Annotated in this window: 18 protein-coding genes; 6 read left to right on the top strand and 12 right to left on the bottom strand. The window is 57.9% G+C overall.

The window, feature by feature from the left end:
- Nucleotides 1–14: 14 nt before the first annotated feature.
- Nucleotides 15–2,558 (top strand): TIGR02302 family protein, encoded by a 2,544-nt coding sequence (locus ACR0DS_RS08815; protein ID WP_480558791.1) that lies wholly within the window; start codon nt 15–17, stop codon nt 2,556–2,558.
- 3 nt (nt 2,559–2,561) lie between these two features.
- On the opposite strand, the gene ACR0DS_RS08810 is transcribed toward ACR0DS_RS08815, so the two are convergent.
- Complete coding sequence (locus tag ACR0DS_RS08810; protein WP_480558793.1) at nt 2,562–3,284, bottom strand: zinc-ribbon domain-containing protein; 723 nt, start codon at nt 3,282–3,284, stop codon at nt 2,562–2,564.
- A gap of 182 nt (nt 3,285–3,466) precedes the next feature.
- On the opposite strand from ACR0DS_RS08810, the gene ACR0DS_RS08805 reads away from it, so the two are divergent.
- From ACR0DS_RS08805 to ACR0DS_RS08790, 4 genes are read left to right on the top strand one after another with little or no spacing between them, the layout of a single operon-like run.
- On the top strand, nt 3,467–4,144 hold the full coding sequence (locus tag ACR0DS_RS08805) for a cell division ATP-binding protein FtsE (RefSeq protein ID WP_480476894.1): 678 nt from the start codon (nt 3,467–3,469) through the stop codon (nt 4,142–4,144).
- Nucleotides 4,141–5,040 carry a cell division protein FtsX gene (locus ACR0DS_RS08800; RefSeq protein WP_480558795.1) on the top strand — a complete coding sequence of 300 codons (900 nt, stop codon included), beginning with the start codon at nt 4,141–4,143 and terminating at the stop codon, nt 5,038–5,040. The genes ACR0DS_RS08805 and ACR0DS_RS08800 overlap by 4 nt, the downstream gene beginning before the upstream one ends.
- Nucleotides 5,040–5,780 (top strand): lysophospholipid acyltransferase family protein, encoded by a 741-nt coding sequence (locus tag ACR0DS_RS08795; RefSeq protein WP_480558797.1) that lies wholly within the window; start codon nt 5,040–5,042, stop codon nt 5,778–5,780. Before ACR0DS_RS08800 ends, ACR0DS_RS08795 begins: the two co-directional genes overlap by 1 nt.
- A complete protein-coding gene (locus ACR0DS_RS08790; protein WP_480483127.1) occupies nt 5,767–6,372 on the top strand; it encodes a pyridoxamine 5'-phosphate oxidase family protein in 606 nt (201 codons plus the stop codon). The genes ACR0DS_RS08795 and ACR0DS_RS08790 overlap by 14 nt, the downstream gene beginning before the upstream one ends.
- Nucleotides 6,373–6,391: 19 nt before the next feature.
- Here ACR0DS_RS08790 and ACR0DS_RS08785 read toward each other — a convergent pair whose 3' ends face one another.
- Entirely contained in the window at nt 6,392–6,985 is a 594-nt protein-coding gene (locus ACR0DS_RS08785) for an NAD(P)H-dependent oxidoreductase (RefSeq protein ID WP_480483129.1), read from the bottom strand.
- A 102-nt stretch (nt 6,986–7,087) separates the two neighbouring features.
- Between ACR0DS_RS08785 and ACR0DS_RS08780 the strand changes: the two genes are divergently transcribed.
- Entirely contained in the window at nt 7,088–7,666 is a 579-nt protein-coding gene (locus ACR0DS_RS08780) for a TetR/AcrR family transcriptional regulator (RefSeq protein ID WP_480558799.1), read from the top strand.
- 21 nt (nt 7,667–7,687) lie between these two features.
- Here ACR0DS_RS08780 and lpdA read toward each other — a convergent pair whose 3' ends face one another.
- From lpdA to sucC, 10 genes are all read right to left on the bottom strand, one after another.
- Nucleotides 7,688–9,076 (bottom strand): dihydrolipoyl dehydrogenase, encoded by a 1,389-nt coding sequence (lpdA, locus tag ACR0DS_RS08775; RefSeq protein ID WP_480483132.1) that lies wholly within the window; start codon nt 9,074–9,076, stop codon nt 7,688–7,690.
- A 72-nt stretch (nt 9,077–9,148) separates the two neighbouring features.
- Nucleotides 9,149–9,418 carry a hypothetical protein gene (locus ACR0DS_RS08770; protein ID WP_480483134.1) on the bottom strand — a complete coding sequence of 90 codons (270 nt, stop codon included), beginning with the start codon at nt 9,416–9,418 and terminating at the stop codon, nt 9,149–9,151.
- Between the two features lie 2 nt (nt 9,419–9,420).
- A complete protein-coding gene (odhB, locus tag ACR0DS_RS08765) occupies nt 9,421–10,926 on the bottom strand; it encodes a 2-oxoglutarate dehydrogenase complex dihydrolipoyllysine-residue succinyltransferase (RefSeq protein WP_480558801.1) in 1,506 nt (501 codons plus the stop codon).
- 3 nt (nt 10,927–10,929) lie between these two features.
- Nucleotides 10,930–13,887 (bottom strand): 2-oxoglutarate dehydrogenase E1 component, encoded by a 2,958-nt coding sequence (locus tag ACR0DS_RS08760; RefSeq protein WP_480483137.1) that lies wholly within the window; start codon nt 13,885–13,887, stop codon nt 10,930–10,932.
- On the bottom strand, nt 13,884–14,426 hold the full coding sequence (locus ACR0DS_RS08755; protein WP_480558803.1) for a DUF805 domain-containing protein: 543 nt from the start codon (nt 14,424–14,426) through the stop codon (nt 13,884–13,886). Before ACR0DS_RS08755 ends, ACR0DS_RS08760 begins: the two co-directional genes overlap by 4 nt.
- Nucleotides 14,423–14,920: a DUF805 domain-containing protein gene (locus ACR0DS_RS08750; protein ID WP_480558805.1), complete on the bottom strand. Its 498-nt coding sequence runs from the start codon at nt 14,918–14,920 to the stop codon at nt 14,423–14,425. The genes ACR0DS_RS08755 and ACR0DS_RS08750 overlap by 4 nt, the downstream gene beginning before the upstream one ends.
- Nucleotides 14,921–15,042: 122 nt before the next feature.
- On the bottom strand, nt 15,043–15,924 hold the full coding sequence (gene sucD, locus ACR0DS_RS08745; protein WP_209506539.1) for a succinate--CoA ligase subunit alpha: 882 nt from the start codon (nt 15,922–15,924) through the stop codon (nt 15,043–15,045).
- Between the two features lie 13 nt (nt 15,925–15,937).
- A complete protein-coding gene (locus tag ACR0DS_RS08740) occupies nt 15,938–16,765 on the bottom strand; it encodes a glycosyltransferase family 25 protein (protein WP_480558807.1) in 828 nt (275 codons plus the stop codon).
- A gap of 131 nt (nt 16,766–16,896) precedes the next feature.
- Nucleotides 16,897–17,430 (bottom strand): hypothetical protein, encoded by a 534-nt coding sequence (locus ACR0DS_RS08735; RefSeq protein ID WP_480483144.1) that lies wholly within the window; start codon nt 17,428–17,430, stop codon nt 16,897–16,899.
- Between the two features lie 79 nt (nt 17,431–17,509).
- Nucleotides 17,510–18,703 (bottom strand): ADP-forming succinate--CoA ligase subunit beta, encoded by a 1,194-nt coding sequence (gene sucC, locus ACR0DS_RS08730; RefSeq protein WP_267363198.1) that lies wholly within the window; start codon nt 18,701–18,703, stop codon nt 17,510–17,512.
- Nucleotides 18,704–18,871: the final 168 nt, after the last annotated feature.

The raw sequence follows: 18,871 nt of genomic DNA, 5'->3' as shown, positions 1-18,871 counted from the left end.
CCCGGAGGCCCGTCTTGACCAACAGTACGAACCTGCCCATTCCGCGCCTGTCCCTGTGGCTAACCCATCTTGGCATGGTGGCTGAACAGGTGCTGCGCGCGTTCTGGCCTGCGTTCTCGATTGTTCTGGCTTTGCTCGCCGCTCTGATGCTGGGGCTGCAGGATCATCTGCCCATTGAAATCGTCTGGGGTGCTGGTGCGCTCTCGTTGATCTCTTTTGGTGTAGCATCCCTCCGCGGTGTCACGAAATTCAAACTGCCGTCCCGCGCTGATGCGCTGGCGCGGCTGGATGAGGCTCTGCCCGGTCGACCTATTCAGGCTTTGCTGGATGATCAGGCAATCGGTACCAACGATGGGGACTCGGTTGCCTTGTGGCAGGCGCACAAAGCCCGCATGGCACAGCGTGCGGCCACTGCTGAGGCTGTGAAACCAGATCTTCGGCTTGCGTCGCGTGATCCGTATGCGCTGCGCTATGCCGCTCTGCTGGCATTTGTCGTGGCGCTGATCTTTGGTTCGTTGTGGCGCGTGGGTTCAGTGGCGGACATGGCGCCGGGTACAACCGTCGCTGGACAGGGCCCAACTTGGGAAGGATGGGTGGAACCCCCCAGATACACAGGTTTGCCGACCTTATATCTTGCTGATCAGACGGGGGCGGCGCTTTCTGTTCCCAAGGGCAGTCGCATCACCTTGCGACTTTACGGTGAGGTCGGTGCACATAGTCTGACCGAAAGCAGTTCTGCCAGCGGAACCGAGGCGGCAACAGACCCGGAACAGGAGTTTGTTGCCGAACGCTCGGGTCAGTTGCGCATTGATGGACCGGTGGGGCGGGACTGGTCGGTGCAGGTCATTGACGACGCGGCTCCGCAGATTGCAGTTTCCGGTACCGCCGAGTCTGAAGCGGGCGGGCAGATGAAGCTGCCATTTTCCGCCAGCGATGATTACGGAGTGGTTTCGGGCTTGGCCCGGATTGAGCTGGATTTGGCGGCGATTGACCGTCGGTACGGACTGGCGGCCGAGCCAGAGCCGCGCGAGGTGATCGAAATTGAATTACCCATGCCGATCACCGGTGATCGGGCAGATTTCACCGAAGACCTGATCGAGGATTTCTCGCAGCATCCGTGGGCGCATTTGCCGGTCAGGATTACCTTGATGGCAACGGATGCAGCGGATCAGCAAACGTCTTCGGATTCCTATGAGACGGCTTTGCCAGCACGGCGCTTCTTTGATCCGCTGGCGGCAGCCGTGATTGAGCAAAGGCGCGATCTGCTTTGGTCGCGATCCAATGCGCCTCGTGTCTCGCAATTGCTGAGGGCTGTGTCGCACCGCCCTGAGGATCTGTTTCGTTCTGACACAGCCTATCTGCGTCTGCGGGTTGTTCTGAGGCGATTGGAAACTTTTCATCGATACGGGTTGAAACCCAAACAACAGGAAGAGATTGCACAAGCCCTGTGGGACCTTGCCGTGGTGATCGAGGACGGGACGCTGGCGGATGCATTGGAACGGATGCGCCGCGCGCAGGAACGTCTGACCGAGGCGATGAAGAACGGGGCCAGCGATGAAGAAATAGCGGAGTTGATGCAGGAATTGCGCGAGGCGACGCAGGATTACCTTCAGCAACTACAACGTCTGGCACAGCAAGATGGAGAAGACGGCGAACGTCAGCCCGGCCAGAATAGTGAATCTTTGCAAATGACGCAGGATGACCTGCAGCGCATGATGGACCGTATTCAGGAACTGATGGAACAAGGTCGCATGGCCGAAGCCCAGCAGGCGCTGGAAGAATTCCAGCAGATGATGGAGAACATGCGTGTAACTCAGGGTCAGGGCCAAGGGCAGCAATCCGAAGGCCAGCAGGCCATGGAAGGTCTCGCAGAAACCCTGCGCGAACAGCAGGGTCTCAGCGATCAGGCTTTTCGTGATTTGCAGGAACAGTTCAACCCCGGCGCGCAATCAGGTGAAAGCCAAGGGAACGAAGGTCGCAACGGTGGTCAAGGTCGGGGGCAAAGCCACGAAGGGCAGGGCGGACAGGGTGAAGGTTCGGATCAGGCCGGAGACGGTGAGCAGGGGCAAGGTTCGCTCGCCGACCGACAGCAAGCGTTGAGAGACGAGCTGGGTCGCCAGCAACAGGGATTGCCCGGTGTCGGCACACCCGAAGGTGACGCCGCCCGCGAAGCGCTGGATCGTGCCGGGCGTGCCATGGACGAGGCCGAGCAGGCCCTGCGTGGCGATGATCTCGCCGAAGCTATCGACCGTCAGTCCGAAGCGATGGAAGCGTTGCGCGAAGGGATGCGGTCGCTGGGTGAAGCTATGGCGCAGGAACAGCAGAACCAACCGGGGCAGGGAACACAAGACGGCGACATGCAGGCCAACAACCGCGATCCGCTGGGCCGAAACCCGGGTGCTGCGGGTTCGATTTCAACCGACGAGAACCTGTTGCAAGGCGAAGATGTCTATCGCCGGGCCCGCGAGTTGCTGGATGAAATCCGTCGCCGGACCGGTGAAACAGACCGTCCCCAGATCGAGTTGGAATACCTCAAGCGGTTGCTGGAGCGGTTCTAGCTCTCAGTTCTGCGCTCCAGATCCTGACTGAGTTTCGAGCCAGATTCGCGCCTGATCCACCAGCGACACATATGAGCTGAGCAGCGGATCGGCCTGCGGTACAGCCTCGCTGATTTGGCGGGCATTCCCGTAGATCAGGTACAGAACCACGCCGATGATCAGCATCAGCGCAAAACCACGCAAGAACCCACCGGACTTGCGGGGCGCCTGCGCCACATCTTCTGCGGGGTCGGACCGCATGCTCGAGTTGATGGCATCGACATCCGGCAGTGCATCCTTTTGCCCGGCATCAACGGCGGTTTCCGAAGTTGCAGGGCGTTTGGGCCTGACCTTTGGCTCTGGTGGGGCTTCCAGGCCCAGATCGGGCTGGCTTTCCAGGCCGCCGCCTTCCTGCGCGCGCAACTCTGCTTCTCGTGCGGCTTCTTCTTTCAGGATACTGGCGACTGATGGGGCAACATTTCCTGTGGATGCAGCAAGTTTTTCAGCCTCTGGCGCTGTTTTTTCTGCGGGCTCGGCGTCCTTCTGGGCCTCGACCTCGGTGTCAGGTGTATCTGCCACAACAGGCTTGTCCTCGGGCGCGTTCGGTTCAACCGTCGGCTCGGATGGATGCTTGGCCTGAAACCAGGTTTGATCGCAGTTCGAACACTGCACGTCGCGGCCTTCCTCGGGGATGACCTCGTCAGGAACTTCGTACTGCGCAGTGCAATTCGGACATGTAAGACGCATACTGCCTCCTCGACCGGGTGAAGGGCCGATAATAGTTTTTTCAGGGATGATATTCCGTTAAGACCCAACAGCAAAGGGCGTTTTCGGTTTCATAGGTCAAGTGTCACCAATTGGACTCGGTAGAGCCATTGAAACCGTCGCCCTGCTCGGGCAAGAAGAGCGGCAAAATATTGGGGGCACGTGTGATCGAGCTGGAAAATGTCAGCTATACCTACGGTGGCGGCGAGTTGCTGAGCGATGTCTCGGTTCAATTACAGCCAGGGTCGTTCCATTTTCTGACCGGGCCGTCGGGGGCGGGCAAGACGACATTGCTCAAGTTGTGTTACGGGGCGCTGTTACCGACCTCAGGGCGTCTTAGCGTGTTTGATCAGGACGTCTCGACCCTTGATCGGGATCAGCTGGCCGTGCTGCGCCGCCGTGTCGGCGTTGTGCATCAGGATTGCCAGTTTCTTGACCATATGACGCTTGCTGAAAATGTCGCCTTGCCACTGATGGTCTCCGGGCGCGGGGAATCGTCCGGGCAAGACAATCTGACCGAACTGCTTAGCTGGGTGGGGCTTGGTGCACGTCTCGAAGCACGGCCACCGGAATTATCCGGCGGTGAACGTCAACGAGCGGCTCTGGCGCGTGCCGTCATCCTGTCGCCCGATGTCATATTGGCGGATGAGCCCACGGGCAATATCGATTGGGAGATGTCGCAACGTTTGCTGCACCTTCTGGTTGAGCTGAACCGCATGGGAAAGACCGTTCTGATTGCCACCCATGACCTGAGCCTGATCCGAGCTGCAAAAAGCCATGTTCAGGCGCGTGTTTTGCGGATTTCGCAGCGAAAGCTGCATCTGGCGGGGGCAGACCTGTGACTGGGGCTGATATCCGAAACCTGCTGCGCGGCGATACCCGTGCTGACCGCGTTGTTCCGCCAACCGGCTACACCGCCCACCTGACCCTGTTTGTCGCTGGTGCCATGGCATTTCTTGCTGTTTTCGCTTTGGCTTTGTCCCTCGCCTCTGGCCGCATCGCGGATCGGTGGGCTTCGGAACTGGCGGGCGCTGCAACCTTGCGCATCAACGCACCGGCCGAGCAGCTTGCTGCCCAGACAGAAGCGGCATTGACCGTCCTCAGCCAGACACCAGGTGTCGCGTCTGCCCGTGCGCTTAGCGCAGATGAACAAGCCGCGTTGCTGTCACCTTGGTTCGGGCCGGACCTGCCGTTGGATACTTTGCCAATCCCGCAGCTGATAGAGATCATCGAGGGTGAACCGGGGCTGGATGCAATCGGACTGCGATTGCGATTGGGGGCCGAGGTGCCCGGCGCGGTTCTTGATGATCACACGCGATGGCGCGAACCGCTGGTCGATGCTGCGATGTCCCTGCGTCGTCTGGGGTGGATATCAATCCTGCTGATCGGTGGCGCGACCGCTGCGATGATCACTCTTGCGGCCAACGCATCACTTGCGGCCAATGCGCAGATTATCGAAGTTCTGCGATTGGTTGGCGCGCAGGATGGTTTCATCGCAGGTGCTTTTGTACGGCGGTTTACCTATCGCGCGTTTTTCGGCGCCTCGGTTGGGACCCTGCTGGGAATGACTGGTGTCTTGCTTTTGCCCGAAGCTTCGGACGCGGGCGGATTTCTGACCGGAGTTGGATTTCAGGGTAAAGACTGGGTGTTGCCGGTTCTTATCCCCGTCCTTGGGGCAGCCGTTGCCTTTGTTGCCACATGGGCCGCAGCCCGACGCAAGTTGAAGGAGCTTTCCTGATGTTGATGGCAATTCAGTGGGTTCGTTCCCTCATCTTCATGATTGTGATCTATGCCTGGATGCTGGTCCTTGGCATCGCGTTTCTGCCTTATGCTCTGTTTTCCAAAAACGGTGCGCTGAAAGCGTGTAAAACCTACGCCAAAAGCACCATGTGGCTGGCCCGGTGGATGGTTGGTATTCGCTGCGAGGTGCGGGGCAATGCCCCAACGAATGAAGTGGTCATCGGGGCCAAACATCAGTCGTTCCTTGATATAATCATGATTTTCGACGCCATTCCGCACGGCAAGTTTATCATGAAGCGCGAGCTGTTGTTCACACCCGTCATTGGCATGTATGCACGACGCCTTGGCTGTATTCCGGTCAATCGCGGCAAGCGCGGAGCGGCTGTGGCAAAAATGGTCAAGGACGTCTCAAAAGAATTCTCCGAACCCGGTCAGCTGGTGATCTATCCGCAGGGCACGCGTGTGGCACCGGGAGTAAAGAAACCCTACAAGGTTGGTACAGCGGTCCTGTATGAAGGCCTTGGTTTTCCATGCGTTCCGGTTGCGACGAATGCTGGCGTGTTCTGGCCCCGTACAGGCGTGATGCGTAAACCCGGCCTTGCCATTGTAGATTTTCTGGAGCCGATCAAACCAGGTGTTGCCCGCGATGAGTTCCTCGCGCGGTTGGAGGAAGTCATCGAAACACGCTCGAACGAATTGATGCGCGAAGTGGGGTTTGATCCTGATGGAATTCATTGAAAAAGTAGAAGATCTCGAGGCGTTGTACGGAACGCCGGGTGCTGCTTCGTTGCGAAAGGTCGTTCGACACTTAACTCCGCTCTATCGCAAGTGGATTGAAGCCGCGCGCCTTTGTGTTCTCAGTACAGTTGGTCCCGAGGGTGTGGACGGAAGCCCACGTGGGGACGACGGTGCTGTTGTGCGTGAGTTAAACCCAAAAACGCTGGCGTTGCCTGACTGGCGGGGAAACAACCGCCTGGACAGCTTGCGCAACATTGTTCGGGACCCGCGCGTTTCGCTGATGTTCTTTGTGCCGGGTTCTGACAATGTCGTTCGGGTAAACGGAACAGCCCGATTGACCGCAGACGCGGCATTGCGCAACCAGTTCGAAAAGGCTGGCAAGGTTCCGGCGACGGTTATCGTCGTGCAGATTGACGAGATTTACAGTCAGTGCGCGCGTGCACTGATGCGCGCCCGCACTTGGACTTGTGGCGACGAAAGCAAGGACCTTCCGACGATTGGGCAGCTTTTGTCGGAGGCGTCAGAGGGTGAAGAGGGCGGCGCGCAATATGACAAAGACTGGGCTGCACGCGCCGCCAAGACAATGTGGTAGGTAGCGGACGGTTGTTCAGTCAAGCTGCGGCGGCTCCGATTCTGGACACTTTTTTGATCCAGCGATCAACGCTGCCCGGTTTGGGATAGCTTGCGCCTGCAAAGTAAGTGAATCGCGTTGGTTTGAAGCCAACAAAACCGAGGATCTGGCCCCGAACCTGTCGAATAAGCGCTTGCCTGTACATCAGGCGCATGAACCAGCCCGGCGTATCTGAGGTCAGGATAACGCGTGCCGTGCGTCCGGTCAGCATCGGGGCTGGCAGGCCAGCCATCGTCGTGTTGCGGGTGTCGAATGTCCGCCCCGGTATGAACATCCGGTCAATCAATCCCTTGAGTTTTGCAGGCAGCCCGCCCCACCACATAGGTGTGGTCAGGACCAGATGGTCGCTCCATTCGAAGTCCTGCAACACGTGTTCCAGAACCGGTTCAAGCGGCTTGAAGTCGTGATAGTTGCCCTGACCGAAATCAAAATCGAATTGCAAGTCGCTCAGATGGACTATTCGGACATCATGTCCGTTTTTGCGGGCTGCCTCGCCATAGGTTTCTGCGAATGTGCGTGACAAGCTGCTTTCTGCCGGATGTCCATCGAGGATGAGGATTTTCTTGGGGTGCATCGGGGTTCTCCTAAAAATGACCACGGTCAGTTTATAGAATCAAAAAATGACCACGGTCAATATTAAATTTGACCACGGTCAAAAAATGTGCGATTGGGCGTTATGCAAAAAACGATCCAGAAACGTACCATCAAGACCCGCGCCAAGCTTCTATCAGCTGCGGAAGAGGTTATCCGACATGGCGGATATGAAGCCTTGCGGGTGGATGAAGTTGTAAAGGCCGCGGGTGTTGCCAAGGGGACCTTCTTTGCACACTTCCGCGACAAGGACGCGCTGATGGAAATCTTGATAGCGGACAATCTGAATGCTTGCCTGGATCAGGCCCAATCCGGTACCCCACCCAAAACGGTACCAGAGATTATCGCTTCGCTGGAACCGGTCCACGAATTCATGACGTCCGAACGGTACGTGTTCGATCTGTTGATCAGATACTCGGGGGCAACGGCTATCGCAGATATTGGGCCGATTGCCTATTGTTTTGAACGGTATTTCCGGGTCGTGATGATGTGGCTTGAAACAGCAGAGGTACGCAAGGATGTACCATCCGAGCTGTTGGCAGAAGGCGTGCAGGCCTTTGCCATTCAGGCCATGTCCTTACAGTATTGCGCGCTGCATTCAGCGACAACGTTCACAGACAGGCTGGAAACCTATCTGGATGCATGGCTGACCCCGGCAAGCTGATTGCCGCCGGGGTCAGGGGTGTTAGCTGTGGATCGGGCCGTCTCCGCAGGCCAGGGCAGCCTCGCGCACCGCTTCGGAATACGTCGGATGCGCGTGGCAGGTGAGCGCCAGATCCTCGGCAGAAGCACCGAATTCCATCGCCACACAGACCTCGTGGATCAGATCACCCGCGCCGGGGCCGATGATATGGGCACCCAGGATGCGATCGGTTTCCTTGTCGGCCAGAATCTTGACGAACCCGTCAGCCGCAAAATTCGCCTTGGCGCGCCCATTGCCCATGAACATGAACTTGCCGACCTTATAGGCACGACCCTGTTCCTTGAGCGTCGCTTCGGTTTCACCAACATTCGCGACTTCTGGCCAAGTGTAGATCACGCCCGGAATCACGCCATAGTTCACATGACCGTGCTTGCCTGCAACCTGTTCGGCAGCGGCTATTCCTTCGTCTTCGGCCTTGTGTGCCAGCATCGGGCCTTCGGTCACGTCGCCAATTGCATAGATGCCCGGCACGTTGGTCTGCCAGTCGGCACCAACCTTGATCTGACCACGTTGGGTCATCTCGACGCCCAAAGCGTCCAGCCCCAGACCATCCGAATAGGGTTTGCGGCCTGTGGCAACCAGCACAGTGTCGGCGTCGATCACATGTTCACTGTCGTCTTTGAGCAGCTTGTAGGTAACTTTGGCCTTGGTCTTGGTCGCTTCGGTTTTCTGCACCGCTGCACCCATGATAAAGGTCAGGCCCTGTTTCTTGAGAATGCGCTGGAAGGTTTTTTGCACCTCAGGGTCCATGCCCGGCGTGATCTCCTTGAGGAACTCGATCACCGTCACCTCGGCGCCCAGGCGGCTGTAAACCGATCCCAGTTCCAGCCCGATCACACCCGCGCCGATCACAACCATTTTCTTCGGGACCTTGTTCAGCGACAAAGCACCGGTTGAAGTCACGACAACCTTCTCATCAACTTCAACACCGGGCAGAGAAGATGGTTCCGATCCAGAGGCGATGATAATGTTCTTGGTCTCGTGGACCTCATCACCCACCTTGACCTGACCTGCGGCTGGGATTGATCCCCAGCCTTTCAGCCAGTCGATCTTGTTCTTCTTGAACAGAAATTCGATGCCTTTGGTGTTGCCGTCGATGACCTCGTCCTTGTAGGCCTGCATCTGCTTCCAATCGACTGAAGGCGCTTTGCCCTTCAGGCCCATCTTGGCAAAGTTATGCTCGGCCTCGTGCAGCTGATGGCTGGCATGCAGCAGCGCCTTGGAGGGAATGCAGCCCACGTTCAGGCAAGTACCGCCCAGTGTTTCGCGCCCTTCGACCACGGCGGTTTTCAAACCCAGTTGAGCGCAGCGGATCGCGCAGACATAGCCGCCGGGCCCGGCGCCGATTACGATGACGTCATAATTTGCCATTACATTCTCCTAAATCGACCGGACGTTCCGGCGCTTCCCCGACCCGATTTGGCGGGTCGGAAATAGTCATTGTCAAACAGGTTCCAGCAGCTTGATCGAGATATGGGCAATTCCGCCCCGCTCGTGATGCATCGCCAATTCTTCAGAACCAAAGAAGGCTTTGGCCTTGTCCAGGTTTGTAACCTCGAACATCGCGATGGCGTGGTCTTTTTGGTCGGGGTCGCGCCAGACGTGCAGGTCGCGGATACCCGCGGCCTTGCGCATCGGTTTGTCCTCGCGGAACACTTTCAGCCAGGCGTTGAAATCGGCCACGTCGGCTTGCCAAAGTACATGCGTTGCCATGCTTACAGGTCCATCAGCAGGCGGCGCGGGTCTTCCAGCGCCTCTTTCACACGAACGAGGAAGGTAACGGCACCTTTGCCATCGACGATCCGGTGGTCATAAGACAGGGCCAGATACATCATCGGGCGGATCTTGATCTCACCATTGATGACCATCGGGCGGTCCTGGATCTTGTGCATGCCCAGAATACCCGACTGAGGGGGGTTCAGGATCGGCGAGGACATTAGCGAGCCATAGACACCACCGTTCGAGATGGTGAAGGTGCCACCCTGCATCTCAGCCATGCTCAGCTTGCCGTCACGGGCGCGCTTGCCCTTTTCGGCGATGGCTTTTTCGATCGCGGCAAAGGACATGCTGTCGGCATCACGGATCACGGGAACGACCAGACCCTGCGGCGTACCAGCGGCAACGCCCATATGCACGAAGTTCTTGTAGACGATGTCGGTTCCATCAATCTCCGCATTGACCTCGGGCACTTCTTTCAGCGCGTGGCAGCAGGCCTTGGTGAAGAAGGACATAAAGCCCAGACGCACGCCATGCTTCTTCTCGAACTGGTCTTTGTACTGATTGCGCAGGGCCATGACCTCGGTCATGTCCACCTCGTTGTAGGTGGTCAGGATCGCAGCGGTGTTTTGTGCGTCCTTGAGACGTTTGGCAATGGTTTGGCGCAGGCGGGTCATCCGCACGCGTTCTTCGCGGGCCTCGTCCTCGGCAGCCACAGGGGCGCGAGGGGCTTGGGCCACAGGGGCGGGCGCAGTCGCCGCAGGTGCCGGGGCTGAAACTGCTGCAACGGCTTTGGCTACGTCTTCCTTCATGATGCGACCGTCGCGGCCTGTTCCGGTGACCTGATCAGCCGACAGTCCGGCTTCGGCCATTGCTTTCTGGGCGGACGGTGCGTTTGCGACGTCTTTTCCGGTGCTTGTTGCTGCGGGCGCCGCCGCTGCTGCCTGTGCCGGCGCGGCTGCTGCACCAGCGGCAGCTCCGGTGATGACGGCCAGCTTGGCAGCCGCATCCACGGTCGATCCTTCTGGAGCAACGATTTCCGCAAGAACACCCGAAGTCGGTGCGGGAACTTCAACCGAGACTTTATCGGTTTCCAATTCGCACAGCATCTCATCCTGCGCGACGTTGTCGCCAACCTTCTTGAACCAGGTCGAAACGGTTGCCTCCGTCACAGACTCACCAAGTGTCGGAACCATCACGTCAACCGACCCACCTGATGCGGCAGGTGCCGCTGCCGGGGCTGCGGCTGGCGCCGGGGCTGCGCCTTCGCCCGCCGCAATCGTTGCCAGCAAGGCGTCAACACCGACGGTTTCGCCTTCGGCTGCCACGATTTCACCCATTACACCCGCTGCGGGAGAAGGAACCTCGACGGTGACCTTGTCTGTCTCCAGCTCACACAGCATCTCATCCATGGCGACCGCATCACCGGGCTTTTTGAACCAGGTTGCAACTGTGGCTTCGGTGACCGATTCGCCAAGCGTGGGAACACGAACTTCAATCGTCATCGCTTACTTTCCTTCAATGCTCAGCGCTTCGTTAACCAGCGCTTCTTGTTGGGCTTTGTGTTGGCTGGCCAGCCCCGTTGCGGGCGAGGCCGATGTGGCGCGACCGGCATAGGTCGGGCGAGTGTGTTTTGCATCGATACGGGACAGGACCCATTCGATGTTGGGTTCGATAAAGGTCCACGCACCCTGGTTCTTGGGCTCTTCCTGACACCAGACCATCTCGGCATTCTTGAACCGTTCGAGTTCGTTGATCAGTGAATGTGCCGGGAACGGATAGAATTGTTCGATCCGCATCAGGTAGATGTCATCGATGCCACGCGCGTCGCGTTCCTCCAGCAGGTCGAAATAGACCTTGCCGGAACACATGACGACGCGCTTGATCTTGTCATCGGCCACCAGCTTGGTGTCAGAGTTGCCCTTCTGCGCGTCATCCCACAGCACCCGGTGGAAGCTGGAGCCTGTGGTGAAGTCGTCCGCCGTGCTGACGGCCAGCTTGTGACGCAGCAGCGACTTCGGTGTCACCAGGATCAGCGGTTTCCGGAAAGTACGGTGCAACTGACGGCGCAGGATGTGGAAATAGTTCGCGGGTGTCGTACAGTTCGCCACGATCCAGTTGTCCTGACCGCACATTTGCAGGAACCGTTCCAGACGCGCTGACGAGTGTTCCGGGCCTTGCCCTTCAAAGCCATGCGGCAGCAATGTGACAAGACCGGACATCCGCAGCCACTTGCTTTCGCCCGAGCTGATAAACTGGTCGAACATGATCTGCGCACCGTTGGCAAAGTCGCCGAACTGCGCCTCCCACAGAACCAGAGCGTTCGGTTCTGCTAGCGAATAGCCGTATTCAAAACCCAGCACCGCGTATTCCGACAGCATCGAGTCGATGACATCGTATTGGGATTGCCCGGCACGGATGTTGTTAAGCGGGTAATACCGTTCTTCGGTTTCCTGATGAACAAACCCAGAGTGACGCTGGCTGAAGGTGCCCCGTGTTGCGTCCTGTCCGGCCAGACGCACGGGATATCCTTCGGTCAGCAACGAGCCAAACGCCAGTGCCTCGCCCGTGGCCCAGTCGAAGCCTGCACCAGTCTCGAACATCTGTTTCTTATGTTCCAGCAACCGCTCAACGGTTTTGTGCATTGCGAAATCGCCAGGAGCCTTGGTCAGCGCGGCTCCGATTTCTGCCAGTGTCTCTGCCGAGATCGCTGTTTCACCCCGGACATAGTCATCCTTGTTCTTGTCAAGATGCGACCAGCGCCCATCCAGCCAGTCGGCCTTGTTGGGTTTATAGTCTTTCCCGGCCTCGAATTCGTCGTTCAGGTGGGCCTGAAAAGCGGCCTTCATATCTTCGATCTCACCCTCGGGGATCAGCCCGTCCTTGACCAGCCGCTCGGTATACAAGGAAAGCGTTGTCTTATGGGTTTTGATCTTCTTGTACATGATCGGGTTGGTGAACATGGGCTCATCGCCCTCGTTATGGCCAAACCGGCGATAGCAGAAGATGTCCAGAACCACGTCTTTATGGAACTTCTGGCGGAACTCGGTCGCCACCTTCGCGGCGTGAACTACCGCCTCGGGGTCGTCGCCGTTCACATGGAAGATCGGGGCCTCGACCATCAGCGCGATATCGGTGGGATAGGGGCTCGAGCGGCTGAAATGCGGCGCGGTAGTGAACCCGATCTGGTTGTTGACCACGATGTGCATGGTGCCGCCGGTTCTGTGCCCTTTCAGGCCGGATAGGCCAAAGCCCTCGGCCACAACACCTTGACCGGCAAAGGCCGCGTCACCGTGCAGCAATATCGCCATGACCCTTGTGCGATCTGTATCGCCCAGTTGGTCCTGCTTGGCGCGGACCTTACCCAGAACCACCGGGTTTACCGCCTCAAGGTGAGAGGGGTTGGCGGTCAGTGACAGGTGCACACTGTTGCCATCGAATTCGCGATCGCTAGAGGCGCCGAGGTGATATTTCACATCGCCAGAGCCATCCACGTCTTCGGGTTTGAAGCTACCGCCCTGGAATTCGTTGAAAATCGCGCGATAAGGTTTGCCCATCACGTTGGCCAGAATGTTCAGGCGGCCCCGGTGCGGCATCCCGATGACGATGTCACTGAGGCCAAGCGCGCCACCGCGCTTGATGATCTGTTCCATCGCCGGGATAAGCGCCTCGCCTCCGTCCAGACCGAACCGCTTGGTGCCCATGTACTTGACGTGCAGGAACTTCTCAAAGCCCTCGGCCTCGACCATTTTGTTCAGGATCGCCTTGCGGCCTTCTTTGGTGAATGCGATTTCCTTGCCATAGCCCTCGATCCGCTCTTTCAGCCAGGCGGCCTCTTCCGGGTTCGAGATATGCATGTATTGCAGTGCGAAGGTGCCGCAATATGTACGTTTCACGATTTCAACGATCTGCCGCATCGAAGCGACCTGCAGTCCCAGCACGTTGTCGATAAAGATCGGGCGATCCATGTCGGCATCGGTGAAACCGTAAGTCTTCGGGTCCAGCTCAGGATGGGTGCTGGCAGCGCGCATGCCCAGCGGGTCCAGATCCGCGGCCAGATGGCCCCGGATGCGATAGGCCCGGATCAGCATCAGTGCTCGCAAACTGTCCAGCACGGCGCGTTTGATCTGGTCGTCGCTGACCTCAGCCCCTTTTTCAGCCGCCTTGTCCTTGATCTTCTTGCCCGCCGCTTTGGCGTCAATCTCGGCCCATTCACCAGTCAGCGCACCAGTCAGGTCGTCTGCTGGCATTGGCGGCCAGTCGGTGCGCGCCCAGGACGGGCCTTCGGCTTCGCGTTGAACATCGGGGGCATCATCGCCCATGGCATCAAAGAACGCGCCCCATGCGGCGTCCACCGCACCGGGGTTCTTTGTGTATTGCGCATAAAGCTGCTCCAGATATTCGGCATTATGCCCCTGCATGAAGCTTGAGGCATGAAAGGCGGAATTGGGCGAATGTTCGGTCATAGGGCTACCTCTGTTGGGTTGGGACCGTATTGATTGGTGCCTGGCTGGCTGGGGCGTGTCAGCCACCATAGAACCAGGAGGGGCGACACCACCAGTACCAGTAGTGTCGGAAGAACGATGAGCAACGTGGCGCGGGTGAACAGGATATCCAGCCTGCCGCCATGCTGGAAATGAGAGGCCAGGCCGATACCGAAAACGAGCACAGCTCCGGCGCCAAGGATCAACAGGATCGGCAGCAGAGCATACAGCCCGCTGCGACCGGTATCGTGCATCCGCCGGAAAGCGACCGTCAAATGAGGAAAGAATACAATCAGGCCGACGATGCCCTGCACCGGTTGCGAGGACGTGGCTGACACGGATTTCGAGGTTTCGGTTTCCGTCACCGCGACCTGCGTGAAGAACTGCCAGTCGATGATCCCAGCGATGATGTTCCAGATCACGATGAACAGAAAAAAGAACCAGTATTCGGGCCGCGAAGCACGGCCCGAAAAGGTGAAGAACTTGGAGAAGCAGGTGCGTATGGCGTCGGAGAAGGTCATGCGGTCACTTCTCCATTTGGCACACCAAACCGGTTGCTCCCCGGCTCAGACGCGACAAGCATCATTCCGATGATATTTGCTGTTACCATCACACTCGCGACGAGTGCCGCTAGAAACATCGGCCCAAGGGTCAGGAATGCCAAGATCAGCCACAAAATTGGCCCACCTATCAATAAACTGAACAACAAGAAGACCTGGTGCCCAATCCAGATGAGTATAATTGGCATGAAAGGATACAGGGCCTGATGACCATCTTCTCCAGTATCTTGTAACCGTCGGCTCATAGCCGCGAGCAAAGGGATAGAGGTTGCCATCACTACTATTAACCGCCCGATTCCCCAGCCGAAGGAAACACGCCAGTCAAGATGCAGAGTTACAATTATTGGCAGCATAGCCGCCAATGGTCCGAACCACCAAAACTCGGCTCGCGTAGCCCTGCCTGAAAAGACGAGTGCTTTTCGAATACCAGTCGATATGGCTTGTTTCGGCCCCATTAACACTCACTTACTCGGCGGCACTGCCGGGGCAGCGCCCGACCGCCCCATGGGCGGGTGCGTTGCACCCACCCGCAGTCGGGCGCTGCCCTCTGCACACATGTGCGACCGGCAGCCATCACTTACCCAATCGCTTCCAACACAGCCTCTCCCAGCTGCGCCGGGCTTTCGGCCACGACGATACCGGCCGAGCGCATGGCTTCGATCTTGTCCTCGGCACCGCCCTTGCCACCGGCGACAATCGCACCCGCGTGGCCCATGCGGCGGCCCGGAGGGGCTGTGCGGCCTGCGATGAAGCCTGCAACCGGCTTTTTGCGGCCTTTCTTGGCCTCATCGGCCAGGAACTGCGCAGCCTCTTCCTCGGCCGAGCCGCCGATTTCGCCAATCATGATGATCGAAGTGGTCTCGTCATCTGCCAGGAACCATTCCAGCACGTCGATATGCTCAGTCCCTTTGATCGGGTCGCCGCCAATGCCCACACAGGTGGACTGGCCCAGTCCTACATCCGTTGTCTGTTTCACGGCTTCATAAGTAAGCGTACCCGAGCGGGAAACGACACCCACGCTCCCGCGTTTGTGAATGTGGCCGGGCATGATGCCGATCTTGCAGGCGTCAGGCGTGATGACACCGGGGCAGTTCGGGCCGATCAGGCGCGACTTGCTGCCTTCCAGCGCGCGTTTTACCTTCATCATGTCCAGAACCGGGATACCTTCGGTGATGCAGACAATCACTTCCATCTCGGCATCAATCGCTTCGAGGATCGAGTCCGCCGCGAATGGGGGCGGTACGTAGATCACCGATGCGTTGGCTTCGGTCACGTGCTTGGCCTCGTGGACCGAGTTGAACACGGGCAGGCCCAAATGCTCCATCCCGCCTTTGCCGGGGGTTACGCCGCCAACCATCTTGGTGCCATAGGCAATGGCCTGTTCGCTGTGGAATGTACCTTGCGAGCCGGTAAAGCCCTGACAGATCACTTTGGTGTTTTCGTCGATGAGGACTGCCATTTTGTCCCTTTCTCTAGGCGGTGTTGGATTGATGGGGTTCTGCCGCTGGAAGAACCTGCGGCGCATAGGTAATTTTCTGAAGCGTGGCGCGACCAAGGACCAGGTTGGCCATCGTGCGCAGGCCGCTGCTGATTTCGGCGATAGCGCGCCTGATTTTTTGTCGGACCAGCGGCCAGCCCGTAGGGCGTGCGCGGGAGGCACCCATCTGGATTTCGCCCGGCGCTTCGTTGCCTTGCTCGACCATCGCAGGGACCACCTGATAGACATTGACCCGACGCGCCGCAGCCGAGGCTGACGGGTTGAACAACAGGCCATCCAGCGTGATGTCATAGGGCTTTTGCGCCAGGAAATGTTCTGCCGCATTTCGGGTCAACACATATGCGGCACCGCCGGGGTGGCGTGAGTGCATCAGGCGCAGTTCCCGACCCAGATGGGATGAGCTTTTGCACTCAAGTGCGAGGTAAAGCTTTGTGCTGCGCCAGCGTTCGAACCGCACGATATCGGCATCCTCTGGCCACCAGGATGCATCGTTCAACCAATCCGCCAGTTCTGGCGACAGGAAAACATCATCCTCAAGTATCAAAGCCTGCTCCGCGCCAGAGGCGACAACGGCCTCCCACGCTTTGGCGTGACTGAGGGTGCAGGCCATGTCCTTGGTATGGAAATAACCCCAAGGTCCCTCAGACCGGCATTCACGCAGGAATTCCTCACGGGTGGCGGCGTCGCAATCAACAGCGTTGATGCGCGTTGCCGACAGGCCTGCCTTTTGCAGCTCCTGCGCCATCAAACGCGCCCGCCCGGTGGCGCGTTCTAGGCCTATGAGGAAGATGGGGATGGTCATGGGGTTACATTTCCAGTCAGATCAGGCAGTCTGTACCAACAGCGATTTGGTCCGCGAGCCGGTAGAGCCCTGACAGATCACTTTGGTATTTTCGTCGATGAGGACTGCCATTTTAGTGGCTCCTTCGCTTGCTATCTTATCTGTTGAAGTTCGATGGACGAGTATTGCTGTCCAGCGGGTTGTTTCGGAGGTTGCCCGGAGACGATGTAGACATTTCGCCCTGCAATGGGTTTGTCGGCTCTCAGCGTAGTTCTCGAAGAGCTTCTGGTCGTCTGATAAGTAGATGAACCATCGATGTGCTTTGCAGCCATCCGCTTTTGTATTTCTTCTACGTCAGTGGAGGTTAGGTTTTTCGACGCTATATAGCAGTAGTCATACTCGACCCTGCCCCTGGTTCCAAAATCAGAAGTTCTGGTTCCGGTGACTGCATAGATCCAATTCGGCTCACTGAAGAACCGAGTTCCTCCCTCGGACGTGTTAGAAATACGTTCAAGGTCTGAGTTCTCCAGCGTTTGAGTTGCTTGAGAAGGATTACCCAAGCTGGCCATGCAGACCGTTTCAAACAGCACACTCGCTTCTTCAATTGCACTGCTTCGTGTTACCGGCGCGTTCGTGCAACCAGCTAAAAGAATTGCGGTTGCCAAGGAGATCTTCTGGAAATTCATTCAATCGGCCTTTGAAAGTGATACTCATCCCGAGGACAGAGGAAGGTTTGCATTTCTGCAAATCTTCCTCCCACTCTGCTCAACCCTTAACCGCCTTCACGATCTTCTCGGCACCGTCTTTCAGGTTGTCCGCCGCGATCACGTCCAGACCCGAATTGTTGATGATCTCTTTGCCTTTCTCGACATTGGTGCCTTCCAGACGCACGACCAGCGGAACTTGCAGCCCGACCTCTTTCACCGCAGCCACCACGCCCTCTGCGATAACATCACAGCGCATGATGCCGCCGAAGATATTGACCAGAATGCCTTTGACCTGCGGGTCCGAGGTGATGATCTTGAACGCCTCGGTCACCTTCTCTTTGGTCGCACCGCCGCCCACGTCGAGGAAGTTGGCAGGCTCGGCCCCATAAAGCTTGATGATGTCCATCGTGGCCATCGCCAGACCGGCACCGTTCACCATGCAACCAATCTCACCGTCCAGTGCGATGTAGTTCAGGTCGTATTTGCTGGCTTCCAGTTCCTTGGGGTCTTCCTCGGTCGTGTCGCGCAGTTCAGCGATATCCGGGTGGCGGTAGACCGCGTTGCCATCAAAGCCAACTTTGGCATCCAGCACTTTCAGGTCGCCGCTGTCGGATACGATCAGCGGGTTGATCTCCAGCATCTCCATGTCCTTCTCGACGAAGGCTTTGTAGAGGATGCCCATAAGCCTGACACATTGCTTGACCTGCGCGCCCTCCAGACCCAGCGAAAACGCGATGCGGCGACCGTGGTAGGGTTGGTAGCCGGTGGCCGGGTCAACCGAGAAGGACAGGATTTTCTCGGGCGTCGCGGCGGCAACTTCTTCGATGTCCATGCCGCCTTCGGTCGAGCAGACAAACGAGATACGGCTGGTCTGACGATCTACCAGCAGGGCCAGGTACAACTCACGCTCGATGCCGGAACCGGCTTCGATATAGATGCGGTTGACCTGCTTGCCTGCCGGACCCGTCTGATGGGTGACCAGAGTGCGACCCAGCATCTTCTTGGCTTCTTCGGCCGCTTCCTCGACCGATTTCGTCAGACGGACACCGCCTTTTTCACCAGCGTCGGCTTCTTTGAAGGATCCTTTGCCACGGCCACCCGCGTGTATCTGCGCCTTGACGACCCAAAGCGGCCCATCCAGTTCACCGGCTGCGGTTTTGGCTTCCTCGGCGCGCAGCACGGCGCGACCATCGGAGACCGGAGCGCCGTAGCTGCGAAGAAGAGCCTTGGCCTGATATTCGTGAATGTTCATCGAAATTGTCCCGTCTGACTGCGTTTAACCGTTATAGGCGTGTCTAGCGGGTAAATTTAAAGGGTTTTTTGATCTGTGACGGGAAATTGCCGAAGATTTTCAACATTTGTGATCACGGGTTTTTAGGGTGTGATCACAAAAGCTCGAGTGTCATCAATTGATTCGATA

Source organism: Ruegeria sp. AF5, from assembly GCF_056541905.1.
Note: the sequence above shows the minus strand (reverse complement) of the source record. Positions and strands in the feature narration are given on the sequence as shown.